This is a genomic window from Thermococcus aciditolerans, from assembly GCF_008152015.1.
In the GTDB taxonomy this organism is placed as follows: Archaea; Methanobacteriota_B; Thermococci; order Thermococcales; family Thermococcaceae; genus Thermococcus; species Thermococcus celericrescens.
Genome location: NZ_CP041932.1, coordinates 1846982 through 1863044 on the forward strand (window position 1 = coordinate 1846982; position 16063 = coordinate 1863044).

The following is a 16063-nucleotide window of genomic DNA, read 5'->3' on the forward strand; positions in this document are numbered from 1 at the left end:
CGACGTTTTAAACCTTTGCGAGTTCTGGCAGAACGACCCTGTGGCCATCTACCCCCGTTATCTTGGTCTTTGCCCTGTAGACGTCTTCAATCTTCAATTATCTGGTTTCTGATCTCCCTGGACCGTCTCTACCGGTGCTTCTGCACCCTAAAAATAGGGAATGGAGATTTAGTCTCCTTCTCTTCCCCATGGGTTTGTGGAGTCCACACATACACCCGTTCTTGGGTTGCACGGTGGTGAAGGTACCTTGCCGTCGGTTATGACACCGAACACCAGTGAGACGTTTACCTTTGTCTTTGCTCCACTCGTGCCGACATTAACTCCCAGAACACTGTACATCGCATAGCAACTCTTCCTTGGCTTGATTTTAACGCTGTATTCTGCCATTGAACGGTATCCTGAGCTATGGTGGAATCCAACGGTTATGCTTATCGTGTTGGCTAATTTTCCGAGTTTGGGGCTTATCCTTGTCAGGTACTTTCCGGCTGCATAGCCGAGTGGGATGTTCAGGCTAGAGCTTGAGCTAAATTCTTTGCTCTGGTTCTGTCTTAGGTATATGGCCCGTTTCCATGTGCTTACACCGATCCAGCTTCTTGTCCACTCGACGTTCTCAGGAATTGTCCAGAGGTTTGGAGTCTTGGTTATTCTTGGTGGATTGCTCCCGTAAGATTCGGTGAACTTGATTTGGCCATTGGAAGATTCTAGTATTGTGTACCTTCCGGTGCTGTGGATTTTGATGGGGTAAGTTTGAACTATCTCTATGTCCATGTACTTCCTTGTGAGCTTGTCGTATGCCGGAACTTTGGCGTGGGCCACAATGTACTCCACCTTAATATTAAGATACCGCTCCCAGGTGTTTGAACGAACTTGGAGAGGTCCATCAACTTCGTATCCAATGTCTAGTCCCCAGCCTTCGAAGTGGTTTCCAAGGGACACGGTGATTACGTTGAAAGGTCCCACATCAATTCCAACTGTCCAGTAGCTGTAGGTGCTCCTGCTGAGCTGGAGGAGCCAGTGGTAATCAACTTTTTCTGCGACCCTGTTCTCAATCTTCAATCCCATCACTGAAACCCACTCGTCGAAGGTTTTTGACTTTGCCCTGCTGTCAAAATGAAGACTCCACTGTGGGTCGATGCAGTACCTTCCCCCAAAGTCTATCCAGCCCCTTGGACATGAACTCGTTGCCTGGACTTGGTAGCTTTCCTTCAGGTTCAGCGTCTTTTCGCTTTCGAGCTTGATTCTGCTTGAGGTTATGCTTTTCACTCCCAGCTTTCCGTCCTCCGTGATGTAGAGTATTAGCGGGGTTGGTGGGGCGTAGAGGGCTTTCTCTGCCGTTGAGAGTTCCTTTATCCACTCGTGCCTGGGTACTTTGACGAAGGTCGGAAAGAAGCCGCCGGCTTTTCCCTTCTTCAGAACTTTAACGCTTCCGTTGGGCAGGGGGTAGTAGATGATGTAGTTGCCTGAGCCTTCGATCCTGTACACGTCGTAGCCGAGTACCCTGGTTACGGAGTCTTCGTTGCCTGCCGTGTAGTTTAAGGCCCCTACTGTGGTTCCTCCCAGGAGAATCAGCAGTAAGACCACTAACAGGGGTTTCTTTCTCACCATTGTGGACCTCACATGCTATTGCCCAATGTTGACTTATAAAATTTACTCTTGAAGCTTGGAAAACCTAATGGGCCTTTCGTTCGTTTGGAGCCTGAGTAATAGGTAGAAAAAGAACATAACTGACATCCTTCCGGCTATCTCTCATACTAGCCTTCAAATCCCAGCCAGAAGAACCCTGTGGCCATCGACCTCCGCTATCCTTGCCTTTACCCCGTAGACTTCCTCAAGAACCTCTGGTTCTAGTTCTCCGGGGGTTCCCTCCCAGTATTTGCCGCCCCTGTGGAGCAGAATCAGCCTGTCCGCGTAGCGGAGGGCTAAGTTGAGGTCGTGGAGAACAGCCACGATTATCTTCTCCTCCTTGAGGCCCTTCAGCAGCTCCATCACCATGAGGGCGTGGTTTATATCCAGGTGGCTCGTCGGCTCGTCGAGGAGTATCGCCTCGCTCCCCTGCGCAAGCGCCCTGGCCACGAGGGCCAGCTGGTACTCGCCGCCGCTCAGGTTTGTAACCGGCTCTCTCCTGCGCTCCCAGAGCCCGACGCGCTTTAAAGCCGCTTCAACGTTGCCTCTTGTTGCATAGGCGCCCATCTCAACGAACTCCTCGATGGTGAAGGCGAACTCGGGGAAGGAGCTCTGGGGGACGTAGGTTATGAGCCTTGCCCTCTCCGGCGGTCTCATTGAGAGCAGGTCCATTCCGTCGAGCCTCACGCTCCCCCTCGGTCTCAGAATCCCAACCATGGCCTTCAGCAGGGTGCTTTTTCCGGCACCGTTCGGCCCGATTATCGCGAGGAGCTCACCCCTCTCCGCCGTGAACTCGACGCCATTCAGGACCTCCCTCTCGCCGTAGGCGAAGGAAACCCTAACCTCCAGCCTCATCGTCATGAGTACAGCTCACCCCTCTTGTGCTTCATCAGGAGGTAGAGGAAGAAGGGCGCGCCCATCAGGGCGGTGATTATGCCCACGGGGAGCTCCGCTGGCCTCGCGAGGATTCTCGCAAGGAGGTCTGCAACGACGAGGAGCGTCCCGCCGAAGAGCGCGCTCGCGGGGGTCAGCTCGCGGTGGTTTGGACCGAGGAGGAGGCGCATTATGTGGGGGCTGACCAGGCCAATGAAGCCTATTATTCCAGCCGTTGAGACGGCGAAGGCCGTTAGAACTGCTATCGCTCCGATGAAGAGCTTTCTGTAGAGGTGCAGGTCGAGGCCAAGTGCTATGCTTTCCTCGCCCAGGAGGATGAGGTTCAGCTCGCGCCACTTCCATATCAGGAAGCCCGTCCCTAGGGCGGAGACGATGAACATTTCACCAACGTCGCCCCAGCCGGCACCGTTGAACGTTCCCATGAGCCACATCCAGGTGACGTGGGCCCTCTCTCCCTGGCTTATGATGAGGTACCACGTTACCGCGCTCGCCAGAAAACCGTATGCTATTCCCGCCAGGAGGAGGGTGTCAACGGGGACGTGGCCATCGACCCTTGAGACGGAGTAAACTATGAAGACCGAGAGCAGGGCAGAGGCGAGGGCAAGGGAGCCCATGTGGGAGGGGGCGTAGATGGCACCCAGCGCAGCCCCGATTCCGGCGCCGGCACTAACACCGATGATGTAGGGGTCAGCTAGGGGGTTCCTGAAGAGGGCCTGGGAAGCGACGCCCGCTGAGGCGAGGGAGAGCCCAACAAGATACGCCAGGAGAACCCTTGGGAGGCGGAGCTCCCATATTATCACGAAGTACCGCGGCTTTTCACCCGGGTTGGTCTGGGTGAAGTGCGAGAGCGTCGATTTTATTCCGTAGGCTATGCTGGCGGTGACGTCGGACGGGCTTATGCCCACGGAGCCCACGTAGACCCCCAGGAACAGTGCGGCTGTTGAGAGCAGTGCCAGCGCGGGGAGCCATCTCCTCATGGGGTCGGATTATTTGTCCAGGCGTTTAAAGCTTTTGGTTACATTACTCAATCCTTAAAAGCTCTGGTGCGTAGAATATGATATGAGCGTCTCCATCCGTCAGTTTGGGGGGAGGGTCCCACTAGCCATGGTGGCTATAAGGCCGGCCAGGCTCTTCGATATCCCCGATGTCATGAGGATAGAGCGCGAGTCCTTCAGGGAGGACTACCCAAGGGGTGTCTTCTTGGTTTTCCTGGAAAACAACCCGGACACCTTTTTGGTCGCCGAGTACAACGGAAGGGTCATCGGCTACGTCATGGGTTACCTCAGACCGGACCTTGAGGGCCACATCATGAGCATAGCCGTCGATCCGGCGTATCGGGGCAACGGCATAGGCTCCGCCCTTCTCACCGAGGTCATCGAAAGGCTCATAAACAAGGGGGCCCGCTACATAGGCCTGGAGGTTCGCGTGGGCAACGAAAATGCCATAAAGCTCTACGAGCGCTTTGGCTTCAGGCGGATCAAGCGCATAATCGGCTACTACGCCGACGGGGAGGATGCGTACTACATGCTCCTGCCTGCCGACGAGTGGGGTGGAAGGAATTGAAGGAACCGATAATCTTTCAGTTCAGCGGGGATAGGGTCTTCAGCGAGAGGGAGAAGGCGATAAACCAGTTCTACAACAAGCGCTATTTCGGCGAGGTCGTGAACGGAAAGCTCTTTCTCTCGCTCATAGAGGCGGCTTATCTGATGGAGAAAGGCAAGATACGGGTTTTCAACGGCGAAAAAGAGCTTTCTTTTCAGGATTTGGTCGAACTCGGGAGGAAGAGGGACGACCAGTTCGACATAAATCTCCTCGTCTACACCGACCTGCGCGACAGAGGGTACACGGTGAAGTCCGCCCTCAAGTTCGGCTCCCACTTCCGCGTTTACAGGCGTGGAATGGACGAGCACTCCCAGTGGCTGATATGGGTGGTTCCAGAAAACCTCCGCTTTTCCCCGAACGACATCACCGCCCGCGTGAGGGTTGCCCACGGCGTCAGGAAGAACATGGTGATGGCAGTCGTCGATGAGGACAACGACGTGGTGTACTACAAGGTTGAGTGGGTGAAGTTCTAAAAGAAAATGATGGAATGGGGTTCACTTCAGGAACCCGGTCTTCTTTCCGAGGTCCTCGAAGGCATCCAGCACGTACTGGAGGTCCTCCTTGCTGTGGGCCGCGGAAGGCTCGAGCCTTATCCTTGCGGTTCCGAGCGGGACGGTCGGATAGACGATGGCCTGAGCGAAGATGTTGTACTCGTCGTAGAGCCTCCTTGAGAACTCCTGAGCCGTCTTCTCGTCGTAGAGCATAACCGGAGTAATCGGGTGCTTGGTGTTGCCGAGGTCGTAGCCCAAATCGCGGAGCCCGTTCTGGAGGAAGTGGGTGTTGTCCCAGAGCTTCCTGACGAGCTCGTCGCTGTGCTGGAGTATCTCGACGGAAGCTATAGCCGCGGCGACGTCGGGCGGGTTCGGGGCGCTTGAGAAGAGGAACGGCCTTCCGCGCTGGCGGAGGTAGTCGATGGCCTCCTCCGGTCCGGCCACGTAGCCGCCGATGACACCGAAGGCCTTGCTCAGCGTACCCATCTCGAAGTCAACGCGGTCATGGAGCTTGAAGTGGTCAACTATACCCCTTCCGCTGTCTCCGAGGACACCCTCACCGTGGGCGTCGTCTATGTAGAGCATGGCATCGTACTGCTCGGCCAGCTCCGCCATCTCCGGCAGCGGGGCGAGGTCACCGTCCATCGAGAAAACACCGTCGCTGACGATTATCTTCTTCTCCTTGTCCTTGTTCTCCTCGAGGCGCTTCTTGAGGTCCTCCATGTCGAGGTGCTTGTAGATGACCTTCGGGGCGCCGCTTAGGCGCATTCCGTCTATGATGCTCGCGTGGTTGAGCTCCTCGCTGATGAACACGCCGTTGTCCTTCTTGGTGAGGAGGGCGCTGAGAGCTCCGAGGTTGGCGTTGTAGCCGCTCTGGAAGAGTATAGCGGCTTCCCTCTTCTTGAACTTGGCGAGCTTCTCCTCGAGCTCCACGTGGAGCTCCATGGTACCGGCGATGGTTCTAACAGCTCCGGCACCGACGCCGTAGTCGAGGATGGCCCTTATCGCGGCCTCCTTTATCTTGGGGTGGGCGGCCAGGCCGAGGTAGTTGTTCGAACACATGTTGAGAACGCGCTTTCCGTCAACGACGACCCAGGGACCCTGGGAGCTCTCGAGCTTTCTTATGGTTACATACAAGCCCTTGTCCTTGAGCTCTTTGAGCTCTTCCTTAATCCAGTCCAGCTTTGCCATGAGAACCACCGGTCGTTTTTTGGTCATCGAGGTATAAAAGTTTTGCAGTGCCCGTTCTGGTGCAGCCCGCGATGGGACGTCACTCACCGGTAACCTTAATATTCCCAAGTGCCGTTTAGATTTGGGTAGGTGATGACCATGCCGGATGAAGTTCAGGAAGTTAGGATCCTTGAAAAGCCGTGGGTTGAGAAGTACAGGCCCGCGAGGCTCGATGACATCGTCGGTCAGGCTCACATAGTTAAGAGGCTCAAGCACTACGCCAAAACCGGCTCCATGCCGCACCTTCTATTCGCCGGTCCGCCCGGTACTGGGAAGACGACTAGCGCTCTGGCCCTCGCGAGGGAGCTGTTTGGCGAAAACTGGCGCCACAACTTCTTAGAACTGAACGCGAGCGACGAGCGCGGCATAAACGTTATCCGCGAGAAGGTGAAGGAGTTCGCGAGAACCAAGCCGATAGGCGGGGCGAGTTTCAAGATAATCTTCCTCGACGAGGCAGACGCTTTGACCCAGGACGCCCAGCAGGCGCTGAGGAGAACGATGGAGATGTTCTCGAACAACGTGAGGTTTATCCTCAGCTGTGTCACGGGGGACACCAAAATCTACACCCCCGACGAGAGGGAGGTGAAGATTAGGGACTTCCTCAGGCACTTCGAGGAGGGCATCATCAAGGAAGTCAGCAACAGGGCCGGAAGGGACACTGTTGTTGCTGCGGTGGCTTTCAACTCAAAGATAATCGGCCACCCCGTTTACAGGCTTACCCTTGAGAGTGGAAGGGTAATAGAGGCAACTGGCGACCACATGTTTCTCACGCCGACGGGCTGGGTTCAGACCTACGATCTTAAGGAAGACTCGGAAGTCCTCGTCAGGCCTACACTGGAGGGAACTCCCTACGAGCCCGACCCGAGGCAGATAATTGACCTTAGGGGGTTCTTTGCCTTCCTTGAAGAAATCGAGCGCGAGCACGGATTGAAGCCGCTTGGCGAGGCGAGAACCTTCCGTGAACTTCTCACGAGGGATAAGGAGAAAATCCTCGCGAGGGTTCTGGAGCTTAAGGCCGAGATGGAGAACGGTTTGACGGTTAGAGAGGCCGAAATCCTGGGGCAGATCCCAGGGGACTGGATTTCGAGGAGAGAACTGCAGGAAAAAGTCGGCCTATCAAGGGTGAGGCTCAACCAGTTCCTGCAGAGCCTTGAAAAGAAGGGCTACGTTGAGAGAAGGATTGAGGGCAAAAAACAGCTAATCAGAAAGATTCGCGATGGTAAGCCCTTGAGAAATGCAATGGACGTGAAGAAGGTCATAGAGGAGGAGTTTGGAATAAGGATAAGCTACTCCGCCGTTAGAAATCTCCTCAACGGCGAGCTGAGCGGAATCGCCTACAGCATCCTTAGGGAGGTCAAGGAGAAGTGGCTCGTCCGCTACGACGACGAGAAAGCCGGAATTCTTGCGGGGGTTCTTGGCTTCATTCTTGGTGACGGTCACTTGGCTAAGGGTGGGGTCAGGATTTGGTTCAACTCAAGCAGGGAGGAACTTGAGGCCCTTGCAGAAGACCTCCGGAGGCTTGGCTTAAAGCCCTCTGAAATAATCGAGAGGGAAACCAGCTCGGAAATCCGCGGAAGAAAGGTTGAGGGCAAAATACACATGCTCTACGTGGACAGCTCGGCCTTCCACGCGCTCATGCGCTTCTGGGGAGTTAAAATCGGGAACAAAACTGCCAAAGGCTACGCAGTTCCAGAGTGGATAAAGAGGGGCAACCTCTTCGTCAAGAGGGAGTTTCTGAGGGGGCTCTTCGGAGCGGACGGAACAAAGCCGAACGGGAACCGCTACAACTTCAACGGGATAAAGCTTGAGATGCGCGCAACGAGGGAAAGCCTTGAGGAGACAACAGAGTTCTTCAACGATTTGGCCGAGCTCCTCAGGGAGTTTGATGTGGAGTCAAAGATAGTAGTTTCCCCAGCCGATGGAAAGTTCATCGTTCGTCTCCTTGTTACGCCCAACGACGCCAACTACATCAACTTCCTCATGAGGGTCGGCTACGCTTACGCTAAAGACTCCTACGCGAGGCTCGTTGGTGAATACCTTAGGATTAAGTTAGCATACAAAGAGCTCGTCCTTCCGCAGATTGCCGAGAGGGCCGTTGAGCTTGCCGCCGCTACTAACCCAACTCAAGCCGCCAAGGTTTTGGGCGTGAAGAGGGACTTCGTGGTCAACAGGCTTAAGGGCGTTCCAATAGGCTTAACCAGGGATTTCATGACCTTTGAGGAGTTCCTGAGTGAGAGAACGCTCGGTGATTATGTCGTCGAAAAGGTCATTAAGAAGGAAGAACTCGGCTACCTTGACGTTTACGATGTTACCTGTGCCAGGGACCACAGCTTCATCTCTAACGGCCTTGTGAGCCACAACTGCAACTACTCGTCCAAGATTATCGAGCCCATCCAGAGCCGCTGTGCAATCTTCCGCTTCAGGCCGCTCAACGACGAGGACGTGGCCGAGCGCATACGGTACATAGCGGAGAACGAGGGGCTCGAGCTGACGGAGGACGGCCTTCAGGCCATACTGTACGTTGCCGAGGGCGATCTCAGGAGGGCAATAAACGTCCTGCAGGCGGCCGCGGCGCTCGATAAAACGATAACCGATGAGAACGTCTTTCTCGTGGCGAGCAGGGCCAGGCCGGAGGATGTGCGTGATATGATGAACCTGGCACTGGAGGGCAACTTCCTCAAGGCGAGGGAGAAGCTTAGGGAGATTCTCCTCAAGCAGGGCCTCAGCGGCGAAGATGTGCTAATCCAGATGCACAGGGAGGTCTTCAACCTGCCGATTCCCGAGGACAGGAAAGTTGCACTGGCGGACAAGATAGGGGAGTACAACTTCCGCCTCGTTGAGGGCGCCAACGAGATGATACAGCTCGAGGCTCTCTTGGCGCAGTTCACCATAATGGGCAAGTGATGGCCATGCCGAGGGAAGTGCCCTGGGTCGAGAAGTACAGGCCGAGGCGGCTGGATGAGATAGTCGGTCAGACTAAGGCTATAGAGCAGGTCAAGGCCTGGATAGGGGCGTGGCTGGAGGGGAAACCTCCAAAGAAGAAGGCTCTCATCCTCGCGGGACCGCCCGGGACCGGTAAGACGACCACTGTCTATGCCCTGGCCCGAGAGTACGGTTTCGAGGTCATAGAGCTTAACGCGAGCGACGAGAGGACGTACGAGAAGATAGAGCGCTACGTTCAGGCCGCTTACACTATGGACATCCTCGGAAAGAGGCGGAAGCTCATATTCCTAGATGAGGCCGACAACATCGAGCCAACGGGGGCGAGGGAGATAGCGAAGCTCATCGACAGGGCAAGAAACCCCATCATAATGAGCGCCAACCACTACTGGGAGGTTCCCAGGGAGATACGGAGCAGGGCGCAGATAGTGGAGTACAAGCGCCTGACCCAGCGCGATATTATCAAAGCCCTCGCCAGGATACTCCACCACGAGGGTAAGAGGGTTCCAAAGGAACTGCTCTACGACATCGCCAAGCACGCGGGCGGCGACCTCCGTGCCGCGGTGAACGATCTGCAGACCGTCGTCACGGGCGGGGTCGAGGACGCGGCCCAGGTTCTGGCCTACCGCGACACCGAGAAGAGCGTTTTCCAGGCACTGGCGCAGATTTTTGCCACGGACAACGCGAAGAAAGCCAGGATGGCAACGCTCGGTGTTGACATGTTCCCCCACGAACTCCTCCAGTGGATAGACGAGAACCTTCCCTACGTCTACTACAAGCCCGAGGACATAGCGAGGGCCTATGAGGCGCTCAGCAGGGCTGACATATACCTCGGCAGGGCGCAGAGAACCGGGAACTACGGCCTCTGGAAGTACGCCACCGACATGATGACCGCGGGGGTTGCCGTGGCGGGTGTCAAAAAGAAGGGCTTCGTGAGGATTTATCCCCCGAAGACGATAAAGCTCCTCACGGAGAGCAAGGCGGAGAGGGGCCTCCGCGATTCGGTCGTCAAGAAGATAATGAGCGAGATGCACATGGCGAAGCTGGAGGCTCTGGAGACCCTCAACTACCTCAGGGCAATATTTGAGAACAGCGCGGACGTTGCGGCGCACTTCGTCGTTTACCTCGAGCTGACGGAGAAAGAGGTGGAGTTCATCGCCGGCGACAGGGAGAGGGCGAGGACGATCTGGGCCAAGAGCCTCAACATCCACAAGAAGCTCAAGGAGCGCGGTGAACTGGAGGGACACGTGGAGGCCGCGGTCGAGAAGGAGCCCGGGGAGACCGGGCCGAAGGAGGAGGCTGTGGAAGCCCCGGAGGAGATAAGCGAGGAAGAGCTTGAGAAGGCTGAGGAAGAGATGGAGAGCGTGGAAGAGCCGAAAGAGTCCGGAAAGGTGGACAAGCCCAAGAAGAAGGGTAAACAGGCGACGCTGTTCGACTTTTTGGGGAAGAAGTGAGGATCTTCATTATTTCCCCTTTATCTCCACATCCGCGCACACTTTGAAAACGTGCGGCTTGAAGTCGCTCACCTTCTTTACGCGGACCCTGCACTCCTTTCCCAGCATGGTACACGCGTCCATTATCCTGGTCCTGAACGCCCCGACATCGGTCTCGTGGACGAAATCGTAGTAGTGAAGCCATTTCTCGGCCCTGCCCAGCGTTAGAGCCAGGGCATCAACGCCCCTTGGGGTGGGGCTTATCACCCTGTCGTGGGTCGGAAGTTCGGGGAGAACGTCGAAAACGTCGCCGTGGATGAACTCTATCTCGCCCTTCAGCCTTTCCCGGTTCAGCTCGATGTTCTCGAGGCCGAGTTCGTAAGCTTCCCTGTTCAGCTCCACCGCGGTGATCTTGACCCTTTTATAGCGCGCTATGACGAGCGCATACGGCAGAACGCCGGCGAAGGGAATCAGAATCCTCTCGCCGTCCCGAACGAGCTGGGCCAGGCGGTAGCGCTCGCCCTTCATCCGCGGGTTGAAGAAGGCCTTCGAGAGGTCCACCTTTATCTGCACTCCGTTTTCTCTGTGGACGGTTTCCAGCCGTCTCTCCCCCCAGATTATCGAGTATTCCCTTATTCTGAACGCCCCCTCGTGGAAGCCTTTCTGGGCCACGACCCTGATGAAGGGGTGGACCTTTCTGAGGCCCCATACGATATCGTCCACCCTGTGGGAAAGCTCCCTCGGCACTTGGATTACCGCTATGTCCCCGACGATGTCGTAGCGCCTGAGGTGTTTCAGCTCCTCCTCGCTCAGCCTCCCGGCGAGGACGCTCTCGAGGTTCTTGTAAAGCTGCCGTTCGGGCCGGAGGGGAAGTTCGGAGGGCAGGACTTCGTAGCCGAGTGAGCGAAGAATGGGGTCCTCGATGACGGGGAGGAGAACGAACTCCCCCTCCCGTTTCGGACGCCTCTTCCCGTCGTAGAGGCCCAGCTTCTTCAGCCTCCTCTTCACGGGTTCAGCTTTCCTCTTGGGGACTCTGAGTGCCGGCATCGTCATTCCTCTCCGGGGATTTGGGCGCGCTTCCGGGGGGCAGTGTTCCAAACAATGCAACGCCCACTACGTTGTTGATGATTCTCTGAACATCGATGGTTTCGAGTTCCTTTTTGAATATTGCGTACTGCTGGGGTTCCAGCGTTTCGGGGGTGACGAGCAGTATCATGTGTCCCCCGTGGATTATGGCCGCGTCCCTAACCGCGAGGATGAACTTCGCTATGGATTTAAAGTCCACATAGAAGCTTATGTACTCGATTCCCTCGATGTAAACTATCCCGTTGGGGTTATTCTTGAGGAACGTGGTTATCTTGCTGTTCAGGATGTGAAGTGCACTGGGACTCACGGACTGGGGATGCTCCACGCGGGTGAGCCAGATGTATTCCGCGGGCTCCACCCCCATCTTCTCGGCCCATGATTCTGGGTGTTCCCTACCTATGGCAAGGATGGGAACATTGAAATACCCGAAGATGGTTTTCAGCAGAACCTTTGCATCCTCGGTTGATGTGAGCATCGCGGCTGGGGGTAGGGGTGGTTTTCTGCCCTGGGACTTCTCCCTCTGGACGGACGGTGCCCGCCAGTATCTCTCCAGTTTGCCCAGCAGATTCAATGTTGAGCTTGCCAGGATTATGTATCCGAGCGTTATGCTGACCGCCTGGAGCATCCAGAACTTGAGGGAAACGGCTGTAGTCGCCAGTACTCCGAGGCCTCCGGCGATACCGAACAGGAAAAAGGATACCAACAGTGTCCTAGCCAGGGTTTTTACGGGTTCTCCGTGTCTTTTATACTCCTCAAGGGAACGTACGACGCCGTATGCGCCTATGCCGATCAGAATTGCAGCGGAGAGATATTGGATTTCATTCCCATGCCCCACGCTTTCACCTAATCATATAGATGTCAACTTCCCAAAAAACTTTTCCTTCATTTCCAGTACGGCTCCCTCATGAGGACGACCCGGCGGAATATCTCCACGAGCTCTCCGTCGCTTACGCCGTTCCTGAGGGCCGTCGCGAAGTCGATGAGGTCATCCTTCCTCAGCAGGCACGTCTTGAACTTCCCGTCCGACGTGACGCGGAGCCTCGTGCAGTTGGCGCAGAATACCGTGTTGTGCATCGCCCGGACCACCTCAACCTCTGCGACGCCGTGGTCGGTGTGAATGAAGTACTTCTTCCTTCTGTGCATCCTCCTCTCGCGAGTCTCCACGGCCATTTCCTCCAGCCACTCCTCCACGGGCTTGAGAGGGTAGAAGTACTTCCTGAAGAACCTGGTCTCCGTCATCTCCATCGGGGCCTCGAGCTCGATGAGCTGGAGTATCGTCCCGGTCTTCGCGGCGAACTCCACCATGTCCCGTATCTCGCCGTCGTTCAGTCCCCTCATAACGGTCATGTTGAGCTTCACCGGGCTGAGGTACTTCACCGCCTCCCCTATGCCTTCGAGGACCGTGTCGAGCATATCGACACCGGTGATTCTGCGGTAAACGTCGGGCTTTAGACTGTGGAGGGATACGTTGACGCGGTTGAGGCCCGCTTCGGCGAGCGGCTTCGCCAGCTCCTTTAGCCTGCTCCCGTTTGTGGTCATGGAGAGGTCAACCACGTATGGCCTTATGCGCCTCACTATTTCAAGTATGTCGTTCCTGACGGTGGGCTCCCCTCCGGTCAGTTTGACCTTTCTTATTCCAAGGCGCGACGCCACCCTGACGAGCCTCTCTATCTCCGAGGGGGTCAGCTCAAGGCTCGCGTTGAAGTGCTGTCCCTCGCGGTGACAGAAGAAGCAGCGGAAGTTGCAGTCCTGGGTGAGGGATATCCTGAGGTTGGTCGCGGGTCTGCCGAAGCGGTCGTAGAGCACCATCTGAAGCACCGCTTGGATTAGCCTTTCGGCTTAAAAAAAGATTTTGGGTAAGCGCTTTCGTTTAACACGCCCGAGGGGACTGCATCGAAAACTACAAGTAGGGGGAGGGGGCAAGTTATGGCCAGGGGGTTTTCCCATGAACGTTGAGGAGATTAAGTCCCGGCTTTCCCGTCTGGAATCGCTTCATTCCGCTTTTGAGAACAAATTCCCTGCCATCTATGGTGAGAGGGACAGGGAGGCTCTTCTGGAGACCGTTAAGGCCCTTCACACTGTATCCCGGGAGAAACTTGAGGTGGCTGCGGGTCTTTACCGCGAGATGAGCGGGGTCGGGAGTTACGCGGAGGCGCAGGCTAAGGAGCTCTACCGGAACGAGCATCAGATGAAGTTCCGGCTCGAGGAGCTTCTGTCCCTCCTCTCGAGGGACGACTACGATTCCCGTGTGAAGCTGGAGACCGCGATGGAGAGGCTCGTTCAGTTTCACAGGGTCTACGACTACGCCGTTAGAAAGGCCCTCGGCGAGCTGACCTCAGAGGTCGAAGGAATGGCGCTCCTTGCTGGAGGCGAAAAGGAAAAAAAGGTACCCGCGGGTATAATGGAGGAGCTTAGGAAGGTCAAGACGCTCGAGGCCGAACTCGGTACCCTTAAAAGGTTCCTCCTCAGGCTCTATACTCATCCAGGTGACGTTCACAAGGTTGAAGCTGCTTTGAGAGACTGGCACTCCAGGGGACTGCTCTGGGTTGAGGCGAGAAACGTTGAGAAGCTGAGCGGTGTCGCTGACGCCGGCGAGATACTCGAGGGTCTCACGCTCATAGGAGTGGTGGAAAAGAAGATGAGGGGTGGTGAAGGTGTCTACAGACACAGGAGTTACAGTCCGGGTTAGGGGCATATACAGCACTGCCCTCACCAAGCTGTTCCTCGACAGGGGATTCGGAATTTCACAGCCGAGCAACAGGATCGTCGAGCGCTTCAACCTCGAGAAGACCTACGACGAGTTCGATGTTGACGTCTATGACAAGAAGGACCACCATGGGGTCATCCTCGTCGGGACGAAAGTTGAGGAGGTTAGGGAGGTTCTCGAGGACGAATTCATAGACGTCTTCTTCCGGAAGCTTCCCTATCAGCTGTATGGCATCTACAAGGGAATAGTCGTTCAGAGGGACGAGAGATACGTCTACGTGGACATTGGGAGCGCCATAGGTACGATACCGGTTAAGGACCTTCCCCGTGCCAGGGAGGGCGACGAACTCCTCGTCCAGGTCAAAAAGCACAACCTGCTCCCCCAGCTGAGCGTCACCCTGACGATCCCCGGCGACTACGCGGTTCTGATTCCGAAGCCCGTTGGTGCCCAGAGGCACGTCAAGATATCCCGGAAGATAAGGGACCAGAGCGAGCGTGAGAGGCTCCGCATCCTGGGTCTGAGCGTTGACCTCGGGGAGTGGGGCATCCTGTGGAGGACGGCCGCTGCCTACAAGGACTGGAACATTCTCCGCGATGAGATAGTGGCGCTCTCGAAGCTGGCCGACACCCTCGCGAGGGCGGATTCCTACGCGGCTCCATCCCTCCTAATCGAGGGACGCAGTATTTACGAGGTCGAGTTCGGTGGAGGGGCGAAGAAAAAGCTCGACGAGATACGGAACAGGGTGGTTCCGACAGTTGAGGGCCACCACCAGCTGAAGGCCCACGACCTTGAACTCGGGTTCGCGGTGGAGATAGCAGAGGGAATACTAGCCAAGGTGCCGGGCCAGCGGGAGAAGGTCAGGCAGGGCTTCTGGGAGTCAGTCGTTGCCAACAAGGGGCCGAAGAGGGGCTGGCTCTTTAGCCTCGAGCACAACAAACCCGATGGCCAGAGGATAAAGATAGGGCCCGGTGAAGTTCAGGAGGTCTCCATGAACCCGCTCAGGGTCACCTTCAAGCGCCACCTCAAGCCCGGGAAGTTCTACGACGGTCTCGACCTGCCGATAGAGTTTGGCGACTACGTCATCACGGAGATAGAGGAAGGAAAGTGGTGGTTTGTGCACCGCTATTACGACCGTGACGGCAACCTAAAGGGCGAGTACTACAACATAAACACCCCTGTGGAGATCTACCCGGACAGGGCCCGCTACATCGACCTCGAGGTGGACATAGTCAGATGGCCGGACGGAAAGAAGGAGATAATCGACAGGGAGAAGCTCACCGAGCACTACGAGGAAGGCACGATAAGCGAGAAGCTCTACAAGGCGGTGCTTAGGATAGTGCAGGAGGTATATGAGAGGGTTTGACCTTTTTATTTATCCTCCTCGCTGCTCAGGGCTTCCTCGATTCCTTTCTCCGTTATCCTGAAGTGGACCATGCCCCCCTCCGGTCTGAAGCGGTGTCTCTCCAGAACGGCGACCCGAAGGCCAGGGACGTTCAGTCTATCCAGCCGGAGAATGTCCTTCGTCCGATAGTTGAGCGTGTGCTCGGCAACGGGCTTCATCCTCTCCGCCCGGCTGTCGAAGTGAACCTGATTGATGATTATTACGGGTATGCTGTTCTTTCTCGCTATCCAGAGGAGCACCTGGAGCTGCTTGCCCAGCTCTGCGCTCAGGCCCCTCCTGTTCTCCTCGACGCGATAATGGGCGGTTAGCGAGTCAACAACGACGAGGGAGAACGTCCCATCAACGATCTTCTTCAGGCCCCCAACCGAGCGCCGCTGCTCCTTAAAATCCGAGGGGGTGAATAGAATGAAGCGCTGAAGGGCCTCCTCCGGATCCAGCCCCCTTGCGGTCGCCATCTGGCTCAGCCTCTCCGGAGAGAAGCCGCCCTCCGTGTCGATGTAGGCAATCTTTCCGCGGCTGAGAAGGCCTATCTGAACCGCCAGCGTTGTCTTCCCCGTGGCGAAGCCTCCGTAAATCTGGGTCAGGACGCCGGGGGCTATGCCCCCACCCAGAAGCTCGTCAAGTGATTTGACCCCCGTTGAGAGCATCCGCTTCA

General features: G+C 56.3%; 14 protein-coding genes. 6 read left to right on the forward strand and 8 right to left on the reverse strand.

What is annotated here, in order from left to right; genetic code table 11:
• Positions 1-168: 168 nt before the first annotated feature.
• The 3 genes from FPV09_RS10160 to FPV09_RS10170 form a co-directional block, all read right to left on the reverse strand.
• Positions 169-1617 (reverse strand): hypothetical protein, encoded by a 1449-nt coding sequence (locus FPV09_RS10160; protein ID WP_246112264.1) that lies wholly within the window; start codon positions 1615-1617, stop codon positions 169-171.
• Between the two features lie 141 nt (positions 1618-1758).
• On the reverse strand, positions 1759-2478 hold the full coding sequence (locus FPV09_RS10165; protein WP_148883829.1) for an ABC transporter ATP-binding protein: 720 nt from the start codon (positions 2476-2478) through the stop codon (positions 1759-1761).
• A 2-nt stretch (positions 2479-2480) separates the two neighbouring features.
• Complete coding sequence (locus FPV09_RS10170; RefSeq protein WP_148883321.1) at positions 2481-3494, reverse strand: FecCD family ABC transporter permease; 1014 nt, start codon at positions 3492-3494, stop codon at positions 2481-2483.
• Between the two features lie 82 nt (positions 3495-3576).
• Here FPV09_RS10170 and rimI point away from each other — a divergent pair, with 82 nt between their 5' ends.
• The gene (gene rimI / locus FPV09_RS10175) at positions 3577-4080 is read left to right on the forward strand and encodes a ribosomal protein S18-alanine N-acetyltransferase (protein WP_148883322.1); all 504 of its coding nucleotides are present in this window, start codon (positions 3577-3579) and stop codon (positions 4078-4080) included.
• The gene (endA, locus tag FPV09_RS10180; RefSeq protein ID WP_148883323.1) at positions 4077-4592 is read left to right on the forward strand and encodes a tRNA-intron lyase; all 516 of its coding nucleotides are present in this window, start codon (positions 4077-4079) and stop codon (positions 4590-4592) included. The genes rimI and endA overlap by 4 nt, the downstream gene beginning before the upstream one ends.
• Before the next feature lie 21 nt (positions 4593-4613).
• Here endA and FPV09_RS10185 read toward each other — a convergent pair whose 3' ends face one another.
• Positions 4614-5801, reverse strand: a complete 1188-nt coding sequence (locus tag FPV09_RS10185; RefSeq protein WP_148883830.1) for a glycine C-acetyltransferase — start codon at positions 5799-5801, stop codon at positions 4614-4616.
• Positions 5802-5939: 138 nt separating this feature from the next.
• On the opposite strand from FPV09_RS10185, the gene FPV09_RS10190 reads away from it, so the two are divergent.
• Entirely contained in the window at positions 5940-8744 is a 2805-nt protein-coding gene (locus tag FPV09_RS10190) for an AAA family ATPase (protein WP_148883324.1), read from the forward strand.
• 5 nt (positions 8745-8749) lie between these two features.
• Positions 8750-10234, forward strand: coding sequence for a replication factor C large subunit (locus tag FPV09_RS10195; RefSeq protein ID WP_148883325.1), 1485 nt, complete (start codon positions 8750-8752; stop codon positions 10232-10234).
• 9 nt (positions 10235-10243) lie between these two features.
• Here the strand turns inward: FPV09_RS10195 and taw22 are convergent, their stop codons facing one another.
• From taw22 to moaA, 3 genes are read right to left on the reverse strand one after another with little or no spacing between them, the layout of a single operon-like run.
• Positions 10244-11260: a tRNA (guanine(37)-N1)/4-demethylwyosine(37)-methyltransferase Taw22 gene (taw22, locus tag FPV09_RS10200; protein WP_148883326.1), complete on the reverse strand. Its 1017-nt coding sequence runs from the start codon at positions 11258-11260 to the stop codon at positions 10244-10246.
• Entirely contained in the window at positions 11226-12134 is a 909-nt protein-coding gene (locus tag FPV09_RS10205) for a DUF835 domain-containing protein (RefSeq protein ID WP_148883327.1), read from the reverse strand. Before FPV09_RS10205 ends, taw22 begins: the two co-directional genes overlap by 35 nt.
• Before the next feature lie 47 nt (positions 12135-12181).
• On the reverse strand, positions 12182-13105 hold the full coding sequence (gene moaA, locus FPV09_RS10210; protein WP_210411188.1) for a GTP 3',8-cyclase MoaA: 924 nt from the start codon (positions 13103-13105) through the stop codon (positions 12182-12184).
• Positions 13106-13244: 139 nt separating this feature from the next.
• On the opposite strand from moaA, the gene FPV09_RS10215 reads away from it, so the two are divergent.
• Positions 13245-13988: a hypothetical protein gene (locus FPV09_RS10215; RefSeq protein WP_148883328.1), complete on the forward strand. Its 744-nt coding sequence runs from the start codon at positions 13245-13247 to the stop codon at positions 13986-13988.
• The gene (locus FPV09_RS10220; RefSeq protein ID WP_148883329.1) at positions 13954-15369 is read left to right on the forward strand and encodes a DUF402 domain-containing protein; all 1416 of its coding nucleotides are present in this window, start codon (positions 13954-13956) and stop codon (positions 15367-15369) included. The genes FPV09_RS10215 and FPV09_RS10220 overlap by 35 nt, the downstream gene beginning before the upstream one ends.
• 5 nt (positions 15370-15374) lie before the next feature.
• On the opposite strand, the gene radB is transcribed toward FPV09_RS10220, so the two are convergent.
• Entirely contained in the window at positions 15375-16055 is a 681-nt protein-coding gene (gene radB, locus FPV09_RS10225) for a DNA repair and recombination protein RadB (RefSeq protein ID WP_148883330.1), read from the reverse strand.
• Positions 16056-16063 lie beyond the last annotated feature (8 nt).